The sequence below is a fragment of the Gellertiella hungarica genome, assembly GCF_014197145.1.
GTDB classification, from domain to species: Bacteria; Pseudomonadota; Alphaproteobacteria; order Rhizobiales; family Rhizobiaceae; genus Gellertiella; species Gellertiella hungarica.
In genome coordinates this window covers 320,890-338,130 of record NZ_JACIEZ010000001.1, presented here as the reverse complement: position 1 = coordinate 338,130, position 17,241 = coordinate 320,890, and the positions used below count along the sequence as shown (strand labels likewise).

18 protein-coding genes and 1 other RNA gene are annotated in these 17,241 nt (G+C 63.7%); 11 read left to right on the top strand and 8 right to left on the bottom strand.

Translation table 11 applies throughout. From position 1 onward, the window contains the following. Positions 1–19: 19 nt before the first annotated feature. Positions 20–1,996 carry a transketolase gene (gene tkt / locus GGR23_RS01550; RefSeq protein ID WP_183364347.1) on the bottom strand — a complete coding sequence of 659 codons (1,977 nt, stop codon included), beginning with the start codon at positions 1,994–1,996 and terminating at the stop codon, positions 20–22. A gap of 352 nt (positions 1,997–2,348) precedes the next feature. Here tkt and GGR23_RS01545 point away from each other — a divergent pair, with 352 nt between their 5' ends. The 3 genes from GGR23_RS01545 to ssrS all read left to right on the top strand — a co-directional run bounded on the left by GGR23_RS01545 (position 2,349) and on the right by ssrS (position 3,267). Further along, positions 2,349–2,621, top strand: a complete 273-nt coding sequence (locus GGR23_RS01545; RefSeq protein ID WP_183364346.1) for a DUF4164 domain-containing protein — start codon at positions 2,349–2,351, stop codon at positions 2,619–2,621. 41 nt (positions 2,622–2,662) lie between these two features. After that, positions 2,663–3,040, top strand: a complete 378-nt coding sequence (locus GGR23_RS01540; RefSeq protein WP_183364345.1) for a cell division protein ZapA — start codon at positions 2,663–2,665, stop codon at positions 3,038–3,040. Between the two features lie 69 nt (positions 3,041–3,109). Then, a non-coding RNA gene (ssrS, locus tag GGR23_RS01535) (6S RNA) lies at positions 3,110–3,267 on the top strand. Positions 3,268–3,307: 40 nt separating this feature from the next. Here ssrS and GGR23_RS01530 read toward each other — a convergent pair. Then, positions 3,308–3,880 (bottom strand): 5-formyltetrahydrofolate cyclo-ligase, encoded by a 573-nt coding sequence (locus GGR23_RS01530; RefSeq protein ID WP_183364344.1) that lies wholly within the window; start codon positions 3,878–3,880, stop codon positions 3,308–3,310. Between the two features lie 120 nt (positions 3,881–4,000). On the opposite strand from GGR23_RS01530, the gene GGR23_RS01525 reads away from it, so the two are divergent. Then, positions 4,001–4,573, top strand: coding sequence for an NUDIX hydrolase (locus tag GGR23_RS01525; protein ID WP_183364343.1), 573 nt, complete (start codon positions 4,001–4,003; stop codon positions 4,571–4,573). On the opposite strand, the gene GGR23_RS01520 is transcribed toward GGR23_RS01525, so the two are convergent. Continuing rightward, a complete protein-coding gene (locus GGR23_RS01520) occupies positions 4,570–5,523 on the bottom strand; it encodes a flagellin N-terminal helical domain-containing protein (protein WP_183364342.1) in 954 nt (317 codons plus the stop codon). The two genes, GGR23_RS01525 and GGR23_RS01520, sit on opposite strands and share 4 nt — an antisense overlap. Before the next feature lie 327 nt (positions 5,524–5,850). Between GGR23_RS01520 and GGR23_RS01515 the strand changes: the two genes are divergently transcribed. The 3 genes from GGR23_RS01515 to GGR23_RS01505 all read left to right on the top strand — a co-directional run bounded on the left by GGR23_RS01515 (position 5,851) and on the right by GGR23_RS01505 (position 8,104). Continuing rightward, entirely contained in the window at positions 5,851–6,426 is a 576-nt protein-coding gene (locus GGR23_RS01515) for a 5-formyltetrahydrofolate cyclo-ligase (protein ID WP_183364341.1), read from the top strand. A gap of 15 nt (positions 6,427–6,441) precedes the next feature. Further along, positions 6,442–7,266 (top strand): TIGR00282 family metallophosphoesterase, encoded by an 825-nt coding sequence (locus GGR23_RS01510; RefSeq protein ID WP_183364340.1) that lies wholly within the window; start codon positions 6,442–6,444, stop codon positions 7,264–7,266. Between the two features lie 91 nt (positions 7,267–7,357). After that, a complete protein-coding gene (locus GGR23_RS01505; protein ID WP_183364339.1) occupies positions 7,358–8,104 on the top strand; it encodes a YebC/PmpR family DNA-binding transcriptional regulator in 747 nt (248 codons plus the stop codon). A gap of 495 nt (positions 8,105–8,599) precedes the next feature. On the opposite strand, the gene GGR23_RS01500 is transcribed toward GGR23_RS01505, so the two are convergent. Next, complete coding sequence (locus GGR23_RS01500) at positions 8,600–8,758, bottom strand: hypothetical protein (RefSeq protein WP_183364934.1); 159 nt, start codon at positions 8,756–8,758, stop codon at positions 8,600–8,602. A gap of 162 nt (positions 8,759–8,920) precedes the next feature. On the opposite strand from GGR23_RS01500, the gene GGR23_RS01495 reads away from it, so the two are divergent. The 3 genes from GGR23_RS01495 to rcdA all read left to right on the top strand — a co-directional run bounded on the left by GGR23_RS01495 (position 8,921) and on the right by rcdA (position 11,298). Beyond that, a complete protein-coding gene (locus GGR23_RS01495; RefSeq protein WP_183364338.1) occupies positions 8,921–10,222 on the top strand; it encodes an MFS transporter in 1,302 nt (433 codons plus the stop codon). Beyond that, a complete protein-coding gene (locus tag GGR23_RS01490) occupies positions 10,219–10,413 on the top strand; it encodes a DUF1192 domain-containing protein (RefSeq protein WP_183364337.1) in 195 nt (64 codons plus the stop codon). The genes GGR23_RS01495 and GGR23_RS01490 overlap by 4 nt, the downstream gene beginning before the upstream one ends. 369 nt (positions 10,414–10,782) lie before the next feature. Next, positions 10,783–11,298 (top strand): protease adaptor protein RcdA, encoded by a 516-nt coding sequence (gene rcdA, locus GGR23_RS01485; RefSeq protein WP_183364336.1) that lies wholly within the window; start codon positions 10,783–10,785, stop codon positions 11,296–11,298. 10 nt (positions 11,299–11,308) lie between these two features. Here rcdA and GGR23_RS01480 read toward each other — a convergent pair whose 3' ends face one another. Both GGR23_RS01480 and rpmE read right to left on the bottom strand, forming a co-directional pair. Continuing rightward, the gene (locus GGR23_RS01480; RefSeq protein ID WP_183364335.1) at positions 11,309–11,569 is read right to left on the bottom strand and encodes a hypothetical protein; all 261 of its coding nucleotides are present in this window, start codon (positions 11,567–11,569) and stop codon (positions 11,309–11,311) included. 356 nt (positions 11,570–11,925) lie between these two features. Further along, on the bottom strand, positions 11,926–12,147 hold the full coding sequence (rpmE, locus tag GGR23_RS01475) for a 50S ribosomal protein L31 (RefSeq protein ID WP_183364334.1): 222 nt from the start codon (positions 12,145–12,147) through the stop codon (positions 11,926–11,928). Positions 12,148–12,348: 201 nt separating this feature from the next. On the opposite strand from rpmE, the gene GGR23_RS01470 reads away from it, so the two are divergent. Beyond that, positions 12,349–14,145, top strand: coding sequence for an ABC transporter transmembrane domain-containing protein (locus GGR23_RS01470; protein ID WP_183364333.1), 1,797 nt, complete (start codon positions 12,349–12,351; stop codon positions 14,143–14,145). A 340-nt stretch (positions 14,146–14,485) separates the two neighbouring features. Here GGR23_RS01470 and GGR23_RS01465 read toward each other — a convergent pair whose 3' ends face one another. Together GGR23_RS01465 and GGR23_RS01460 are read right to left on the bottom strand one after the other, a co-directional pair. Beyond that, entirely contained in the window at positions 14,486–16,129 is a 1,644-nt protein-coding gene (locus GGR23_RS01465; RefSeq protein WP_183364332.1) for an FAD-binding dehydrogenase, read from the bottom strand. Between the two features lie 77 nt (positions 16,130–16,206). Continuing rightward, a complete protein-coding gene (locus GGR23_RS01460) occupies positions 16,207–17,238 on the bottom strand; it encodes a peptidoglycan -binding protein (RefSeq protein ID WP_183364331.1) in 1,032 nt (343 codons plus the stop codon). Between the last annotated feature and the right edge of the window lie 3 nt (positions 17,239–17,241).

Below are 17,241 nucleotides of genomic sequence, written 5' to 3'. Positions count from 1 at the left end.
TTTGGCCCCGCGCGCTCCGTTATGCAAGCTTGGCGATCGCGGCTTCCGCGACGTGGTCCGGCGTAATGCCGAAGTGGCTGTAGAGCTCCTTGTACGGCCCGGAGGCGCCGAAGGAGCTCATGCCGACAAAGGTGCCGTCGGAGCCGATGAAGGTATCCCAGCCCTGGCGGATGGCGGCTTCCACCGCGATCTTGACCGGCGAATTGCCGATCACCGACTTGCGGTAGGCCTCGTCCTGCTCGGCAAAGAGCTCGAAGCAGGGCACCGATACCACGCGGGCGGCAATGTTCTTGGCGGCGAGCAGATCCTTCGCCTTGATGGCGATTTCCACTTCCGAGCCGGAGGCGAAGATGGTGACAGGCGCGTTGTCGGCGCTTGCGACCTCATAGGCGCCGAGCGCGCAGAGATTGCGCTCGGAATAGCTGGTGCGGATTGCCATCAGGTTCTGGCGGGTCAGCGCCAGGCCGGACGGCCGATGCTGGTTTTCCAGAGCGATCTGCCAGCATTCCGCGGTTTCGGTCGCATCGGCCGGGCGGAACATCAGGAGGTTCGGGATGGCGCGCAGCGCCGCCATGTGCTCGACCGGCTGATGGGTCGGGCCGTCTTCGCCAAGGCCGATGGAGTCATGCGTCAGCACGTGGATGACGCGGATGCCCATGAGCGCGGCGAGGCGGATCGAGGGACGGCAGTAATCCGAGAAGATCAGGAAGCCGCCGGAATAGGGAATGAGGCCACCGTGGAGCGCAATCCCGTTCATGGCAGCCGCCATGCCGTGCTCGCGGATGCCGTAATGCAGGTAGCGGCCGGAGAAATCGGTCGGCGTGATCGACTTGGTCTGGCTGGTCTTGGTGTTGTTGGAGCCGGTGAGGTCGGCGGATCCGCCGATGGTCTCGGGCAGCACGCCGTTGATCACCTCGAGCGCATCCTCGGAGGCCTTGCGGGTGGCGACGGTCGGCTTCGCCTCGGCGAGCTTCTTCTTGTAGTCGGCAATCGCGCCGGCAAGCGTGCCGGGCAGCGTACCGGCAAAGCGGCGTTCGAACTCGGCCTTCTTGTCGGAGGCGGCAAGGCGCGTTTCCCAGTCGGCGCGAACGGCGGCGCCACGGGCACCGGCCTCGCGCCAGGCGGCGGTCACGTCTTCGGGAACCGAGAAGGCTTCCGCATCCCAGCCGAGCGCCACGCGGGTTGCGGCGATTTCTTCCGCGCCGAGCGGCGAACCGTGCACCTTGTGGGTGCCCGCCTTGTTCGGCGCACCGAAGCCGATCACGGTCTTGGCCGCGATGAGGGTCGGCTTGTCGGATTTCTTGGCGTTTTCGATGGCTTCGAAGATCGCATCCGGATCATGGCCGTCGATGGCAACCGTGTTCCAGCCGGAGGCGCGGAAGCGCATGTGCTGGTCGGTGGAGTCGGCAATCGAGATCGGACCGTCGATGGAGATGTTGTTGTCGTCCCAGATGACGATCAGCTTGTTGAGCTTCAGGTGGCCGGCAAGCGAGATCGCTTCCTGGCTGATGCCTTCCATGAGGCAGCCGTCGCCGGCGAGAACGAAGGTGAAGTGGTTCTGCAGATCGGAGCCGAATTCCTGCGAAAGCTTCTTCTCGGCAATTGCCATGCCGACGGCATTGGCGATGCCCTGGCCGAGCGGGCCGGTGGTGGTCTCGATGCCGGTGGCATGGCCATATTCCGGGTGACCGGCGGTCTTTGCGCCCATCTGACGGAAGTTCTTGATCTCGTCGATGGTCATGTCCTCGTAGCCGGCGAGATGCAGCACAGAGTAGAGCAGCATGGAGCCGTGGCCCGCGGAGAGCACGAAACGATCGCGATCCGGCCAGAGCGGGTTCTTCGGGTCGAACTTCATCGAGCGGGTAAAGAGAACGGTTGCGATGTCAGCCGCACCCATGGGGAGGCCCGGATGGCCGGAATTGGCCTTCTCGACAGCATCCATGGACAGGAATCGGATCGCATTCGCCATCCGGTTATGTTGTTCGCGAGAGATCATGACTGTTCCAAGAGGTTCCGGGTCAAAGGGAACGGTTTTTCCCGCCGGGAATGACCGTCAAAAGGCGGCTGATCCATAGCAGGTCAGCCGCCTCTGTCAACAAATCAGGCGGTTTTTCACGGCTTTTCGTGGCTTTCGGCGAAGCCCGCCGCAAACCGCATCCGGCAGGCTCCGCACAAGTCAGGCTCGATTTCCTGTGATCAACGCCGGTGGAAACCGGCCGCGGCGGGCGGCTTGGTTGACGGCTGGTAAATGGCAAGAATATCGTGCGACGGATAGTAGGTGCGCGATGGCGGGACGATTCGAGCCCGGCGGCGTGTCGCCCTTGGGTCAACACCTGGAACAATGTTTGATGTCGGCAGGCAAATCGGTTGATGCGGCGCTCGCCAGCCTCAGGGCGGCCATTGGCAGCCTCGAAAGCGCGGTGGACGCGCGTTTCGAGCGCGAGAAGGACCACAGCGAGATCGAGGGCGAGGTCCGCCGGGTCCATGCGGACCGGTCGCGCCTTGCCCAGGAACTAGACCAGTCCGAATTCCGGGCAAACCGCCTCGAAGAGGTCAATCGCGAGGTGTCGCGGCGCCTGGTCACCGCCATGGAAACGATCCGCGCCGTTCTGGATCGCTGATCCGCCGGCAATGTCTTTAGTGTGAGGGAAGTCCGAAGGCGATGGCGCAAGTAACCGTAATGATCGACGGCAAGGCCTATCGCATGGCCTGCGAGGAGGGCCAGGAAGGGCACCTCACCGAGCTCGCCGCGAAGTTTGACCGCTATGTCGGCCATCTCAAGGCCCAGTTCGGCGAAATCGGCGACCTGCGCATCACGGTCATGGCCGGCATCATGGTCATGGACGAGCTCTCCGAAGCCTCCCGCAGGCTGAAGGCGCTCGAGGGCGACATGGAAAACCTGCGCCGCAACCGCGACGCGGTTGTCGCCGGCGCCCAGCGCGCGGAAGAGGTCACGGCGGCGGCCCTGGAGGAAATGAGCCAGAAGATCCTTGCCATCGCCGCCAAGGTCTCGAACCGCCCCCTTCCCGAACCGAACTGAGCCCCTCCCCCCGCGATAATTCTTTGCATGGCTACTGGCGCGAAAGCGGGATCGCGCCTATATTGATTTTGCGGTCTGCGCTTCCCGACAGGAACCACAATCCCTGGGGCCATACTCGATCCTAAGGGAGCTGTCCCTGACCAGGCCCGTGGGCCTGGACACACGGTGCCCACCTACTTTTGTAGGCACCCAGGATCGTAACCTCCATCGGTTGCCGTGGATCGCACTCTCATTCCGAAAGGCCCGCTCCGGCGGGCCTTTTCGCGTTCAGACGACGACGATCTCGTCCATGGGAATGTCGTGCGGCAGCGGGTGGATGGTCGGGATGCGCTGAAGGCCGTAGCCGATCCCGATCACCCGCGGGCGCGGCGAAAGCGTCGCCAGCGTGCGGTCGAAAAAGCCGCCGCCATAGCCAAGCCGGTAATTGGCCCCGTCGAACCCCACCAGCGGCGCAATCGTCACATCGGGAATGGCCGTCTCTTCGGTGTCGGGTACGGGTATATTCCAGACGCCCTTCACGAGGGGGGCGCCGGGTGCCCATGGCCGGAAGACCAGCGGCTGCCCTTTCGCGATCACCACGGGAAGCAGGGCCGTGCCGCCCGCCTCGACGAGACGGGCGATCAGCGGACGCAGGTCCGGTTCGCCGCGGAAGGGCCAGTAGAAGCTTGCCTTCAGCCCTGGGCGGAGACCGATTGCCTCCTCGAGGAGGGCCGCTATCCTTGCCGATGCCGCGCCTCTCGCCTCTGCCGGCAGGGCAAGCCGGGCCGCAATCAGCCGTTCGCGCTCGGCCTTCCGCCAGGCCATGATGGCGTACCGGTCCATGGTTGGAACGTCATTCATGATCGTGCCTTCCTCTATCCGCGCCCCCGCAAGAGCCAATGTAGGCGCTCTCCATCTCCGGGCCAGTTCCGGAGGCGACAAGGGGCGGCGCTTCTGCCGCCATGCAATCTTGAGGTACCCATGAGCAAGCCCTGGACCGTCGACCGCAGCGACATCGTCATCTCGGACCGCTGGATCCACCTGCGCAGCGAAAGGGTGACGACCGGACGCGGCGCGGTGCTCGACCCTTATTATGTCATTTCCTATCCGGACTGGGCCGTCTGCATCGCCCTGACCGAGGACGACAGGCTGGTGATGGTGCGCCAGTACCGGCACGGCACGGCGAGCATCGCGCCCGAGCTGCCGGGAGGCTGCGTCGATCCGCACGACCCCTCGCCTGCCGAGGCGGCAGCCCGCGAGCTGATGGAGGAAACCGGCTACGGTGGCGGCGAGCTCGTCCATGTCGGCAGCATGGCCGCCAATCCCGCGCTGCAGACAAACCGCATCCAGATTGCGCTGATGACGGGCGCGCGACGCCTGGCCGAGCCGCAGCTGGAACCGGGAGAGGAACTGAGCGTCGAGCTGGTGCCGCTCGAAGAGGCGCTCTCGCTGGCGGTCAGTGGCGGCATGGAGCAGTCCATGCATGTCGCAGCACTTTTTGCCGCAGTCGCGGCGCTCGGGCGGCTGAAACTGCTGCCGCCCGATTCTCTCTAGCGGAAGAGCTGGCCGAGCAGGCGGGAGGGCGTGCTGTTTGCAATGCTCAGCGACTGGACCGCGAGCTGCCGGCGGGTCTGCTCCGCTCGAAGGAGAGCGCTTTCCTGGTTCATGTCGGCATCAATGAGGCGCGACAGCCCCCGCGTATGGGTCAGCGTCAGGCGTTCGAGCAGATCGCGCTGGGTTTCCAGCCGTTTCTGGAAGGCACCGAGCGTTGCGAACCCCTCCCGCACCGCACTGCCGATCTGTTCGATGATATCGAGATTGGCCTTCCGTCCGCCGGTATTGAACATGGCGCCGTTGGAGCTGTTGTAGAAGGCCAGAAGCCACGAATTGCCACCGTAACCGGAGAAGATGCGCCGGCCGGTCGTGAAATTGTACTGGTCGTAATAGGTCATCGAAAGAACGCCGCCCGTCTTCTCCTCATCGATCATGGTCGTCTTGTTCAAGTCGAGCGACATGCGGTTCATGACGATCGTGCCATCGCTGCTGCGGCTGAGGCCGGCATTGAAGGTCCTTGTGTAGGAGGTACCGGAGACGTGATAGAGCAGATTGACTCCCCCAAATGAGGCAGCCTTAATCGTTGCCTCCATGCCGGCAGCGATCTGTCGGATCTCCCGGTCATAGACCAGAGCCTCCTCAGGCGTGGCCTGGCGCCCCATTGTGAAGATGGCCTTCAACCTTTCGACGCCCTTCAGGATCGGCGCTGCCGCATTCATGGCCGTGTCCACGACCCCCAGGCTGAGACTCATCCCGTCGCGAATGGCCTTCTGAGCCGCCATATCGCTGTAGATCGCCGCACCGACCGACCAGTAAGCGGCGTTGTCCTTCGCCGTGGCCACCTTGAGCCCGGTAGAAAGCCGCTCCTGACGTTCGACCAGCAACCGGTCTGACGCCCGAAGAGCCGCCTGGGCCAGCCTGGCATGGCTGTTGTAAAGTACCGTGGTCATGAAACTCGCACTCCATTGCCCCGGAACAAGGCGCCTCCTGCCCCAAAAGGTGCCACCGCCCGTTTTCGGTCATTGCACACATAGCTCATTCTTGATGTTTAAAATTATTACATGAACATACAAAGAGCCCTTAATTTAGCCCTATGCTTGCGGCGGAATTAACAGGGACACTCGAAACTGGCCTCTTGATATTGCTGGGTTATTTTCTGCTCGCAGAGGTGGTGGCGGCTTCTCTTCCGGTCAACAGGATGTCGGAAATGCCCCTTGCGGACCGCTGGTTGCTCCGCCACTTTCGAAACAGCAACCGCAGCAGGCAGAGGAACGGACATGCAGACACTGAAGGAACAGAAGGCGGCGCTTCGCAAGGAGCGGCTGGCACTGCGCGATGCCATCGAGCCCGAGGCACGGCTGGAGAAATCGATCGCCATATCCGCCTTCGGCGAGGCCCTCTCCTTTGAGCCCGGCACCATCATCTCCGGCTTCCTGCCGATCCGCTCCGAGGCGGACATCCGCCCTCTTCTCGATCATCTCGGCCAGAGGGGCGCGCGCCTTTGCCTGCCCGTGGTGCTCGACCGCGAGACCATCGCCTTCCGCGAACTGAAGAAGGGCGTCGAGCTGGTGGATACCGGTTTCGGTACCCGCGGCCCGGGGCCGGATGCCGCAGTGCTCGATCCCGAGCTGCTGCTGATGCCGCTTTCCGTGTTCGATGCCGCCGGCAACCGGATCGGCTACGGGGCCGGCCATTACGACCGCGCTATCGACCGTCTGAGGAAAAAAGGCATGAATCCCCGCCTTATCGGCATTGCCTTCGACTGCCAGGAAGTGGCATCAGTGCCCGCAGAGCCGCATGATGTGGGCCTGTCTGCCATCATCACCGAAAGCGGCTATCGTCGTTTCGATTGAGTGAAGGGTGAGCGGATGCGGCTGTTGTTCCTGGGTGACATGGTGGGCAAGACCGGGCGGACAGCCGTCTGGGAGCGCCTTCCCGGGCTGATCTCGGACCTGAAGCTCGATTTCGTCATCGTCAACGGGGAGAATGCGGCCGGGGGCTTCGGCATCACCGAAGACATCTTCCTCGAAACCATCAATGCCGGTGCCGACGTGGTGACCACGGGCAACCACGTCTGGGACCAGAAGGAAGCGGTCACCTTCTGCCAGCGGCACGACCAGTTCCTGCGCCCGGCCAACTATCCCCAGGGCACGCCGGGCCGGGGCTCCGGTCTCTACTACGCCCGCAACGGTGCCCGCGTGCTCGTCGCCAACATCATGGGCCGGGTCTTCATGCATCCGGAGCTGGACGACCCCTTCAAGGCGGCGGAGACGATCCTCGATGCCTGCCCGCTGAAGGAACAGGCCGATGCGATCGTCTTCGATTTCCACGCCGAGGCCACGAGCGAGAAGCAGTGCTTCGGGCATTTCGTCGACGGCCGCGCGAGCTTCGTCGTCGGAACCCACACCCATGTGCCGACCGCCGACCACCAGATCCTCAATGGCGGCACGGCCTACATGTCCGATGCCGGCATGTGCGGCGATTACGATTCCTCGCTCGGAATGGAGAAGGAAGAGCCGCTGAACCGTTTCATCTCGAAGATGCCGAAGGGCCGCTTCGAAGCGGCCCACGGCCCGGCCACGCTCTGCGGCGTGGGCGTGGAGATCTCCGACGCGACGGGGCTCGCCGAAAAGATCGCTCCGCTGCGCATCGGTCCGCGGCTTCAGGAAACCCTGCCGTCCTTCTGGGTTTGATGACCGTAATTTGACGGCCGTGGCTGGACGAAACGGGTCTTCCTGCCTATAAAGCCGCCATTCCCACCATAAAGACGTGAACAGGGGTGCCATGGCTGGCCATTCACAGTTTAAGAATATCATGCATCGCAAGGGCCGTCAGGACGCGGTCCGCTCGAAGATGTTTTCCAAGCTCGCCCGCGAAATCACCGTTGCGGCCAAGACCGGTCTGCCCGACCCGGCCATGAACCCGCGCCTGCGTCTGGCCATCCAGAACGCCAAGGCCCAGTCCATGCCGAAGGACAACATCGAGCGCGCCATCAAGAAGGCCGCCGGCGGCGATGCGGAGAACTACGAGGAAGTGCGTTACGAGGGCTATGGCCCGGGCGGCGTCGCCGTCATCGTCGAAGCGCTCACCGACAACCGCAACCGCACCGCCTCCTCCGTCCGCTCGACCTTCTCCAAGGCAGGCGGCGCACTGGGTGAAACGGGCTCGGTCTCCTTCTCCTTCGACCGCGTCGGCGAAATCACCTACAAGGCCGCCGTCGGCGATGCCGACAAGGTCATGGAAGCCGCGATCGAAGCCGGTGCCGAGGACGTGACCTCCGACGAGGACGGCCACACCATCATCTGCGGTTTCGAGGATATCGGCGAGGTTTCCAAGGCACTCGAGGCAACCCTTGGCGAAGCCGAAACGGTCAAGGCGATCTGGAAGCCGCAGAACACCGTTCCGGTGGACGAGGAAAAGGCCCAGTCGCTGATGAAGCTCATTGACACGCTCGAAGACGACGACGACGTCCAGAACGTCTACACCAACTTCGAGGTTTCCGACGAGGTCATGGCAAAGCTCTCCGCCTGAGCGGGGCGCGATTTCGCGACATGGAAGGGGCCGCAAGGCCCCTTTTTCTGTTTGGAAGCGGGTTTCCCCGGCGCGTCGGGGAGAGAATCGGTGCCGCGCACGGCGTGGATTGCGCCGCCCTGCAAACTGTCGGGAGTGCCGCGCTGCACCCCCCTCTGCCCTGCAAACCGTCGGGTTTGCGGATGCATACCCCCCTCTGCCCTGCCGGGCATCTCCCCCTCAAGGGGGGAGATCGGGATGGGGTGTATGATGGCAATCCCTCGCCAACGTTTCTGCAAATGAAACGCTGGTTGTTTGGGGAAATCATAAAACGGGATGTCGATCTCCCCCCTTGAGGGGGAGATGTCCCGGCAGGGACAGAGGGGGGTGCAGCACGGCAAACTCAACGTAGTGCGAGGCAGAGAGGGGTGCAGTACGGCAAACTCAACGCCGCGCCGCCAGAGTGCAGCGCGGCCAACTCCACGCCCGGCGAAGCAGAAAGGCCCATGTCACCCGTCACGGCCGGATGAGCAGCACCACCGACCAGAGCACGAAGGCGACGACGGCGAGTTTCCAGAAGTCGCGGCGGCGGTGCAGGCCGGGCAGGCCGAGCGGACGGATGAGTTGCACCGCCATGAGCAGCACCAGAAACAGCCCGATGAACTTGTTAACCAATCGTCCGATCCCTCACCGCTTCCCGCCGGGGCCGATGTCTTTCTCCCCGGGGTGCCACAACAGCGTCAACTTTTGTACGCATTGACGAAAGCCTAATCCCGACGCGCTAATCTACGATCCGGCCCATGACCGGATGAACCCGCACCGAACCAGGACGACGCCATGCCCGCTGCCTTCAAGAGCAACATCCTGCCTGTCTTCGCGCTTCTGGTTGGTACACTCTTTCTCTATCTTGGCAATGGTCTTCACGGCCTGCTGCTGCCGGTGCGCGGCGCGGCGGAGGGCTATCCGACGACCGATCTCGGCCTTCTCGGCACATCCTGGGCCAGCGGCTTCGTGCTCGGCTGCCTGTTTGCGCCCCAGCTGGTGCGGCGGATCGGCCATGCCCGCGCCTTTTCCGGCTTCATCTCCCTGATCGCGATCATCGCGCTTCTCACCGGCATCGTGGTCGATTCCTGGTGGTGGATCGCGCTGCGCGCCGTCACCGGCTTCTCGACCGCGGGCACCTCGATGATCATCGAAAGCTGGCTGAACGAGCGCGCCACCAACAAGAGCCGCGGCATGATCTTCTCGCTCTACGTGACGATCACGCTGATCGGTGCGGTGGGCGGACAGCTGGTGGTGCCGCTGGCGGATGTGATGACGCCCATCCTCTTCATGGTGTGCGGCATCTTCTATTGCGTCGCCATGCTGCCGACCACCCTGTCCAATGCCGCAACCCCGCAGCCGCTGAAATCCGTGAAGCTCGACCTTCGGACGCTTTATCGCAATTCTCCGGTCTCCTTCGTCGGCATTCTGCTGATCGGCATCGCCAACGGGGCTTTCGGCACGCTTGGCGCCGTCTTCGGCGCGAAGGCAGGGCTCAGCCAGGGCTCCATCGCGCTGATGATGAGCGCCACCATCTTTGCCGGCGCGGTGATGCAGCTGCCAGCCGGCCGCGTTTCCGACCGCATGGACCGGCGCTATGTGCTGATGGTGCTCTCCGGACTGGCCGCACTTGCCGGCCTGATGGTGGTGATCCTGCATCCGGGCGACGTGACGGTGCTGATCGTGATGATCGCCATCTATGGCGCAACCGCCAATGCGCTCTATTCCATCGCCGTCGCGCATGCCAACGACTTTGCCTCCTCGGAGGATTTCGTGAAGGTGTCGGGTGGGCTGCTCCTGCTCTACGGCATCGGAACCGTCATCGGCCCCACCATCGGCGGCCCCGTGATGACGGCGCTCGGGCCATACGCGCTGTTTCTCGTCACAGGCTTCTCCCATGTGGCGCTGGTGGTCTATGCGCTGATCCGCAGCCGCATCCGCAAGGCGGTGCCCGTCGAGGAGCGCGACACCTACACCGCAACCAGCGCCGGTCCCTTGACAACGCCCGAGAGCCTGACGCTCAATCCGCGCGCCGCCCCCCTTCCCGAAGGCGCGGGCGATCCCGATATCGTGGAAAGCGCAGGAGCCGCCATATGAGCCTCTTCGACGACGAACGCCCGAAACGGAAGCTGGAGCACGAGATCGGCTGCGACCTCTCTCTGCTTTCCGCCGACGAGCTGCAGGCCCGCATCGGGCTGCTGGAAGCCGAAATCGAACGCCTGGCCGAGGAAAAAAGAAAGAAGCTGAGCGGCAAGGCGGCAGCGGAGTCGCTTTTCCGCAGCAAATAAATGGCGGCCGCCATTTCCGGATGTTTCAGATTTTACCTTGTCTATTGGCAGTTTTGTTAACCATAGATTAGGTTTTCAGGGGGAAACTGTGAACATCCAGACTTTCTGGACTCAGCCTTCTCCTCCGCCAGGAGGACTGGTCTGATTTTCTCCCTGTTTTACCTTGAGAGCCGCTTTCCAGCGGCTCTTTTTTTCTTTGCATTTTGGATAAGTTGCCTAAAACTGTGGGAATTAACCCTTTCTTAATAATCACCTTGCGGTTTCCGGGTAAAGCGATCATGTTTAGGCCATCGAACGAGAGCGGCGGAACTGGCTGCCGCACTTCTCCGTTACCTGAATACAGTGGTTGCGTTTGGCAGGGAATTTGAGATGTCGGAACTTGGCCTGAATACCATCAGCTTTGCTGGGCGGATTGCTTCCTCTTCGCAGTTCAAGGCGCTCTATACCGAAGGCATGGCGCTGGTTGAGGAAACCGCAAGCTATCTGGACGGGACCGGCCGTGCGGCTGCCAAGGTGCTGCCGCGGATGGCCTCCGTTCTGTACGCCGCCGAATCCATGCGGCTCACGACGCGCCTCATGCAGATGGCCTCCTGGCTGCTGCTGCAGCGCGCCGTCAACAATGGCGAAATGACCCGCGACCAGGTGCTCAACGAAAAGCGCAAGGTGCGCCTCGACTCCTTCAATGTCGACCGGAACGCCCCCGGCTGGAACGATCTGCCGGAAGCCTTCCGCGACCTGATCGAGCGCTCGCTGCGCCTGCAGAATCGCGTGGCGCTTCTCGATCGCGAGATCTACCGTCCCGCGGATGCCGACATGGTGCCGGACAATGAAAACAGCGTACAGGCACAGCTGAGCCTGCTGCGCACGGCCTTCAACGTGCATTAAGTCAATCAATCTATCCGGATTTGACTGGCCCCTCCCCGGAGGGGCCTTTTTCTTTTTCCGCTTCATCCGCCAGCAGCACCAGCCGCAGATAATCCGGCAGCGGTTCGGCCGATGACGCAGGACGCATCGCAGGCAACGGCCCGGAAACACCGGGAGGAAGCTCTCGCCGGCGAAAGAGCCGCGCCACCCCATAGGCGGTCACCCAGGGCGCCAGGCACCAGAGCACCTTTATGTAGTCGGGCGAGGCGAGATCCATCGCCGTTATGTCCATCTCCGCTCTCCCTCGTTTGAGGAAGCCACTGGAGCCCCTGGAAAAGTGGCCCCAGTGACCGGGAGTTCAAATAGCCGCGTAACGGCCCGCCCCGGCTTTTAAACCGAAGTTCTGGACATGACCGAGGCCTCCCGGCCGCAAGGCAGGAAGCTATGAGCGCCGGAAGTATCGATCAAGATACAGCCGCCTTTTACGCGGGGATTTGAAGCCCCAGGATGCCGCTTTCGGCGGTCATCCTGAAGAGGAGGTTAGCACGGCGGCAAAATAAGGAAAAGCTTATTTAGATCAAAATGCGGGCAGCAAAAAACCCGGACCAGAAGGCCCGGGTTTTGAAAAGACCGGAAACCGGCAAGTGCTTAGAGGCCGAGGCCGCTGAAGCGCTTGTTGAACTTCGAGACGCGGCCGCCGCGATCCATGATCTGCTGGTTGCCGCCGGTCCATGCCGGGTGGGACTTGCTGTCGATTTCGAGGTTCATGACAGCGCCTTCGGAACCCCAGGTCGAACGGGTTTCGTATTCGGTGCCATCGGTCATGACCACTTTGATCATGTGGTAGTCGGGATGGATATCAGCCTTCATAACAATCTTCCTGCGGTGCCAGGGTCCTTTTGCCGCAACCCATTGCAGGCGCCGGACCGATTGAATAAACAAAGCCGCAGTCCGCCATGGGCTACGGCTTCCCAATTCGATGCCGTGCCTATACATGAAGGCGCCAAGGATAACAAGTGCCCCGGCGCGCTAAGGCGCAAGCTTCCCGGGGATGCCGGAAGCCATGGATCCATGACAGAAAAAGACGATACGAGCCGCCGCCGCTCCATGAAACCGCTGATGGTTCTGGTGCCCTACATCCTGCGTTACCGGGGGCTGGTTGCCGGTGCGATCGTCTTCCTGGCTCTCGCCGCCGCAACCACGCTCGCCTTGCCCGCCGCCGTCAGGCAGATGGTGGATCATGGCTTCAAGCAGCAGGACAGTGCCCAGATCAACGGTACCTTCGGCCTGCTGGTGATCATGGCCGTCGTTCTCGCCCTCGCGAGCGCGCTGCGCTACTATTTCGTCATCACCATCGGGGAACGCATCGTTGCCGATCTGCGCCGCGACGTGTTCAGCCATGTGGTGCGGCTTTCGCCATCCTTCTTCGATGTCAATCAGTCGGGCGAGATCGTGTCGCGCCTGACCGCAGACACGACCCAGATCAAGTCCGCCGTCGGAGCGACCGCGTCGCTGGCGCTGCGCAACACAATCCTCTGTCTCGGTGCGGTCGGCATGATGATCGTGACGAGCCCGAAACTGTCGGGGCTGGTGCTCGCCTCCATTCCGCTGATCGTTTTTCCCTTGGTGGCCTTCGGCCGCTCGGTCCGCGCCCGCTCCCGCGCTGCACAGGACACGCTGGCCGCAGCCTCTGCCTTTGCCGGAGAAACCATCGCCGCCACCCGCACCGTGCAGGCCTTCACCCATGAAGCCGCCGCCGACAGCCGGTATTCCGGCGCCGTGGAGAATGCCTATGAGGCAGCGCGCGCGGCCATCAAGTCGCGCTCCTTCCTGACCGGTTTTGCCATTGCGCTTGTTTTCGGCAGCGTGGTGGGCGTGCTGTGGTATGGCGCAAATACGGTGCTTGCGGGCGAGATGTCGGCGGGCACGCTCGGTCAGTTCCTGCTCTACTCCGTGATCGCGGGCGGATCGCTCGGCGCGCTTTCGGAAGTGTGGGGGGAATTTGCCCAGGCCAGCGGCGCGGCCGAACGCCTGTCCGAGTTGCTGCGCGAGGTACCGGCGATTCGCGCGCCCGCGCAGCCGAAGCCGCTCCCCTCCCCGGCAAGCGGACGGGTGGAATTCGCCAACATTCATTTCGCCTATCCCTCCCGGCCGGGCAAGGAAACGCTGACCGGCCTCACCTTCGGCGTTGCGCCCGGCGAGACGGTGGCCATTGTCGGCCCTTCCGGCGCAGGCAAGAGCACGGTCTTCTCGCTTGTCCTGCGATTCTACGATCCCGCCAGCGGCTCCGTCCGCTTCGACGGGATCGATCTGCGCGAGCTGACGCCCGAGGAACTGCGCCGGCAGATCGCCATCGTGCCGCAGGACGTCACGATCTTTTCCGGCACCATCCGCGACAACATCGCCTTCGGCACGCCGGGCGCAACCCGCGAGGCGGTGGAACAGGCCGCCCGCGCCGCACAGGCGGAGGAGTTCATCGTCCGCCTCGACAAGGGCTATGACACGGAAGTGGGGGAGCGGGGCATCACGCTCTCGGGCGGGCAGCGCCAGCGGATCGCCATCGCGCGCGCCATCCTTAAGAACGCGCCCGTCCTGCTGCTCGACGAGGCGACCTCCGCGCTGGACGCGGAAAGCGAAACGCTGGTGCAGAAGGCACTCGATGGCCTAATGCGCGACCGCACCACCATCGTGATCGCCCATCGCCTCGCAACCGTGCTCAAGGCAGACCGCATCCTCGTGATGGATCAGGGCCGGATCGTCGAGGAAGGCACGCATGAAAGCCTGATCCGCCAGGGCGGCCTCTACGCCAAGCTCGCCCGCCTGCAATTCGATCAGGGCGCCCGCGCCTTCGAGGCAGAGGGCATCTGACGGGTTCAGGGCCGGTCGGGCCCGAACCTCTTCACTGCCTCCAGCTCCTCATTCGCGCGCAGCCGCGAAAGATCGTGGGCAGCCTGCATCTGCAACCACATCTCCGCCCGCCGCCCATGGCGCGCTCGAGGGCATGAAGCCGAAATGCCGGCTGATCCATATCCTCCACCGGCGACGCCACATCCAGCACGGAGAGTACCAGTCTGATTTTCCCGGGCATATCGGGTGGAAGACGCGAACCGTCGTCACGCGCATGGAGCACCTCTAGGCCCCTGTGCCGCAATCGCAGGATCATGATAGCCCAGTATGTAGAATGCCAATTTACAGGTGACAGAAAACCTCAGCTTCCCACCGCCCTGCCGGCCACGCGGCCGGAGAACAGGCAGCCGCCGAGGAAGGTGCCTTCCAGCGCACTGTAACCATGCATGCCGCCGCCGCCGAAGCCGGCGGCCTCGCCGATGGCATAGAGGCCGGGCACATATTCGCCGTTGAGCGACAGGACGCGCGCGGAAAGATCGGTCTCGAGCCCGCCGAGTGTCTTGCGGGTAAGAATATGCAGGCGCACGGCAATGAGCGGTCCGGCGGCGGGATCGAGCAGGCGGTGCGGTCTGGCGGTTCGCATCAGCCGGTCGCCCAGATAGGCTCGCGCCCCGCGGATGGCCGTCACCTGGGCGTCCTTGGAAAAGCGGTTCTCGATCTCCCGGTCCCTCGCCTCGATCTGGCTGCGCAGATGGGCGGCATCGAGCCGATGCCCGGGTTCCAGGCCATTCATGCCCTCGACCAGCGCCTCCAGCGAATCGCGAACGACGAAATCCTCTCCCTTGTCCATGAAGGCGCGGACGGGTCCTGGCGGCTCCTTGCCCAGCCGCCTGAGGAGAAGCGGAATGTTTCGTCCGGTGAGATCGGGGTTCTGCTCCGAGCCCGAAAGCGCGAATTCCTTCTTGATGATCGCCTTGGTGAGGATGAACCAGCTGTGCTCGTGACCGCGGGCGCGGATCGCCTTCAGCGTGGAAAGCGTATCGAATCCCGGCATCGCGGGGGCGGGAAACCGGTTGCCATCCGCATCGCACCAGAACGACGAGGGACCCGGAAGGATCCGGATACCATGGCCCGGCCAGATGGGATCCCAGTTGCGCAGCCCCTCGGTATAGTGCCACATGCGGTCGCCATTGATGATCCGGCCGCCGGCCTTTGCGGTGATGTCGAGCATCCGTCCGTCCACGTGGTCGGGCACGCCGCAGACCATGTGCTGCGGCGGCGGGCCGAGCCGCTCGACCGGCCAGTTGGCGCGGACCATCTGGTGATTGCCGCCGATGCCCCCGGAGGCAACGATGACCGCCCCGGCCTCGATCCGGAAATCGCCGGCAGGCTCCCGCGTGGTGCTTCGCCCCCGCTCCGCACCGTCGGGCTTGAGAAGCGTGCCGTAAACACCCCTGGCCGCACCGTTCCCGGCGAGGATGCCATCGACGCGTGCGCGCCATCTGAAGGCAAGCCGCCCTTCGGCCACCTGCGCCATGGCCTTGCGGATGAAAGGTTGCAGGACGCCGGGGCCCGTGCCCCAGGTGACATGGAAGCGCGGAACGGAATTGCCGTGTCCGGTCGCCAGCCCGCCGCCCCGCTCCGCCCAGCCGACGACGGGGAACCAGCGCATGCCCATGGCATGAAGCCAGGCCCTCTTCTCGCCGGTAGCAAAATCCAGATAGGCCTCCGCCCAGCGGCGCGGCCAGAAATCCTCCGGCCGGTCGAAGGCCGCCGATCCCAGCCAGTCCTGTGTGGCAAGGGGCAGGCTGTCGCGGATACCCATGCGGCGCTGCTCTGGACTGTCGACGAAGAACAGGCCGCCCAGCGACCAGAAGGCCTGCCCGCCGAGGGATTGCTCGCCTTCCTGATCGACGACCGTGACCCTGAGCCCGCGTGAGGCTGCCTCCGTCGCCGCCACCAGACCGGCCAGACCGGCACCGACCACGACGACATCGACATCCATGCGGACCTCCTGCGGTAACCTTTACGCAAAGGTAAGGCCGAAGCGCCGCGGCTGGCAACCGGAAACTCGTCTGCCTGCTACTTCTCGGTCAGCTTCAGCTCGATGCGGCGATTGGCGGCCCGCGCTTCCGGAGTTTCGCCCTCGGCGATCGGCTGGTACTCGCCGAAGCCCGCGGCGGCCAGGCGGTCGGCGGGAACGCCCTTCGAGATCAGGAACTTCACCACCGAAGTGGCGCGCGCGGCGGAAAGCTCCCAGTTGTCGGCAAACTTGCCGTTGCCGGAAAGCGGCACGTTATCGGTATGACCGTCGACCCGCAGCACCCAGTTGATCTCAGGCGGGATCTCCTTCGAAAGCTCGATGACGGCGCTCGCCACCTTCTGCATTTCCGCCTCGCCCTCCGGGTTCATCACATTGGCGCCCGATGGAAAGAGAACTTCCGACTGGAACACGAACCGGTCGCCGACGATGCGGATGTTCTCGCGGTCGGAAAGGATCTCGCGCAGGCGGCCGAAGAAGTCGGAGCGATAGCGGTTGAGTTCCTGCACGCGCTGGGCGAGCGCAATGTTCAGCCGATGACCGAGATCGGCGATCTTGGTGCGCGAGGCCTGATCTTTTGCCTCTGCTGCCTGGAGCGCCTGCTCCACCGCGGCAATCTGGCTGCGCAGCGCCGCGATCTGCTGGTTGAGGAGCTCCACCTGGCTCATGGCGCGGGCGCTGATCTTCTTTTCGGCATCGAGACTGTCGCTGAGTTCGCCGATCCGGTTCTGCGCTGCCGCTGCTCCACCGGAGCCGGAATCGAGCAGCTGCTGCAGGCGGCTGCGCTCGTTTTCGGAAACGGCGAGCGAGGATTGCAGTGTCGCCAGCGTGTCCTCGAGATCCTGCTTGCCGCTCTTTTCCAGCGCCAGCGCCTGGGTGAGTTCGTTGATCTGGTTGTTGAGCCGCGTCAGCACCTCGTCCTTGCCGGAGATTTCCCGGCTGAGCAGGAACTGCGCGAGCACGAACACCGTCAGCAGGAACATGATGGACAGAAGCAGCGTCGAGAGCGCGTCGACGAAGCCCGGCCAGTAATCGACTGTGCGCTGGCTCCGGCGGTTGCGGGAAAGCGCCATCGA

Bases quoted from the DNA above. Each gene is read 5' to 3' on its own strand.
- GGR23_RS01530 (WP_183364344.1), bottom strand. From the start codon at position 3,880: ATGAATGACGTTCCAACCATGGACCGGTACGCCATCATGGCCTGGCGG.
- GGR23_RS01495 (WP_183364338.1), top strand. From the start codon at position 8,921: ATGCCCGCTGCCTTCAAGAGCAACATCCTGCCTGTCTTCGCGCTTCTG.
- GGR23_RS01490 (WP_183364337.1), top strand. From the start codon at position 10,219: ATGAGCCTCTTCGACGACGAACGCCCGAAACGGAAGCTGGAGCACGAG.
- GGR23_RS01465 (WP_183364332.1), bottom strand. From the start codon at position 16,129: ATGGATGTCGATGTCGTCGTGGTCGGTGCCGGTCTGGCCGGTCTGGTG.
- tkt (WP_183364347.1), bottom strand. From the start codon at position 1,996: ATGATCTCTCGCGAACAACATAACCGGATGGCGAATGCGATCCGATTC.
- GGR23_RS01510 (WP_183364340.1), top strand. From the start codon at position 6,442: ATGCGGCTGTTGTTCCTGGGTGACATGGTGGGCAAGACCGGGCGGACA.
- GGR23_RS01545 (WP_183364346.1), top strand. From the start codon at position 2,349: ATGTCGGCAGGCAAATCGGTTGATGCGGCGCTCGCCAGCCTCAGGGCG.
- GGR23_RS01520 (WP_183364342.1), bottom strand. From the start codon at position 5,523: ATGACCACGGTACTTTACAACAGCCATGCCAGGCTGGCCCAGGCGGCT.
- GGR23_RS01515 (WP_183364341.1), top strand. From the start codon at position 5,851: ATGCAGACACTGAAGGAACAGAAGGCGGCGCTTCGCAAGGAGCGGCTG.
- GGR23_RS01480 (WP_183364335.1), bottom strand. From the start codon at position 11,569: ATGGACATAACGGCGATGGATCTCGCCTCGCCCGACTACATAAAGGTG.
- GGR23_RS01460 (WP_183364331.1), bottom strand. From the start codon at position 17,238: ATGGCGCTTTCCCGCAACCGCCGGAGCCAGCGCACAGTCGATTACTGG.
- GGR23_RS01470 (WP_183364333.1), top strand. From the start codon at position 12,349: ATGACAGAAAAAGACGATACGAGCCGCCGCCGCTCCATGAAACCGCTG.
- rpmE (WP_183364334.1), bottom strand. From the start codon at position 12,147: ATGAAGGCTGATATCCATCCCGACTACCACATGATCAAAGTGGTCATG.
- GGR23_RS01540 (WP_183364345.1), top strand. From the start codon at position 2,663: ATGGCGCAAGTAACCGTAATGATCGACGGCAAGGCCTATCGCATGGCC.
- GGR23_RS01525 (WP_183364343.1), top strand. From the start codon at position 4,001: ATGAGCAAGCCCTGGACCGTCGACCGCAGCGACATCGTCATCTCGGAC.
- rcdA (WP_183364336.1), top strand. From the start codon at position 10,783: ATGTCGGAACTTGGCCTGAATACCATCAGCTTTGCTGGGCGGATTGCT.
- GGR23_RS01505 (WP_183364339.1), top strand. From the start codon at position 7,358: ATGGCTGGCCATTCACAGTTTAAGAATATCATGCATCGCAAGGGCCGT.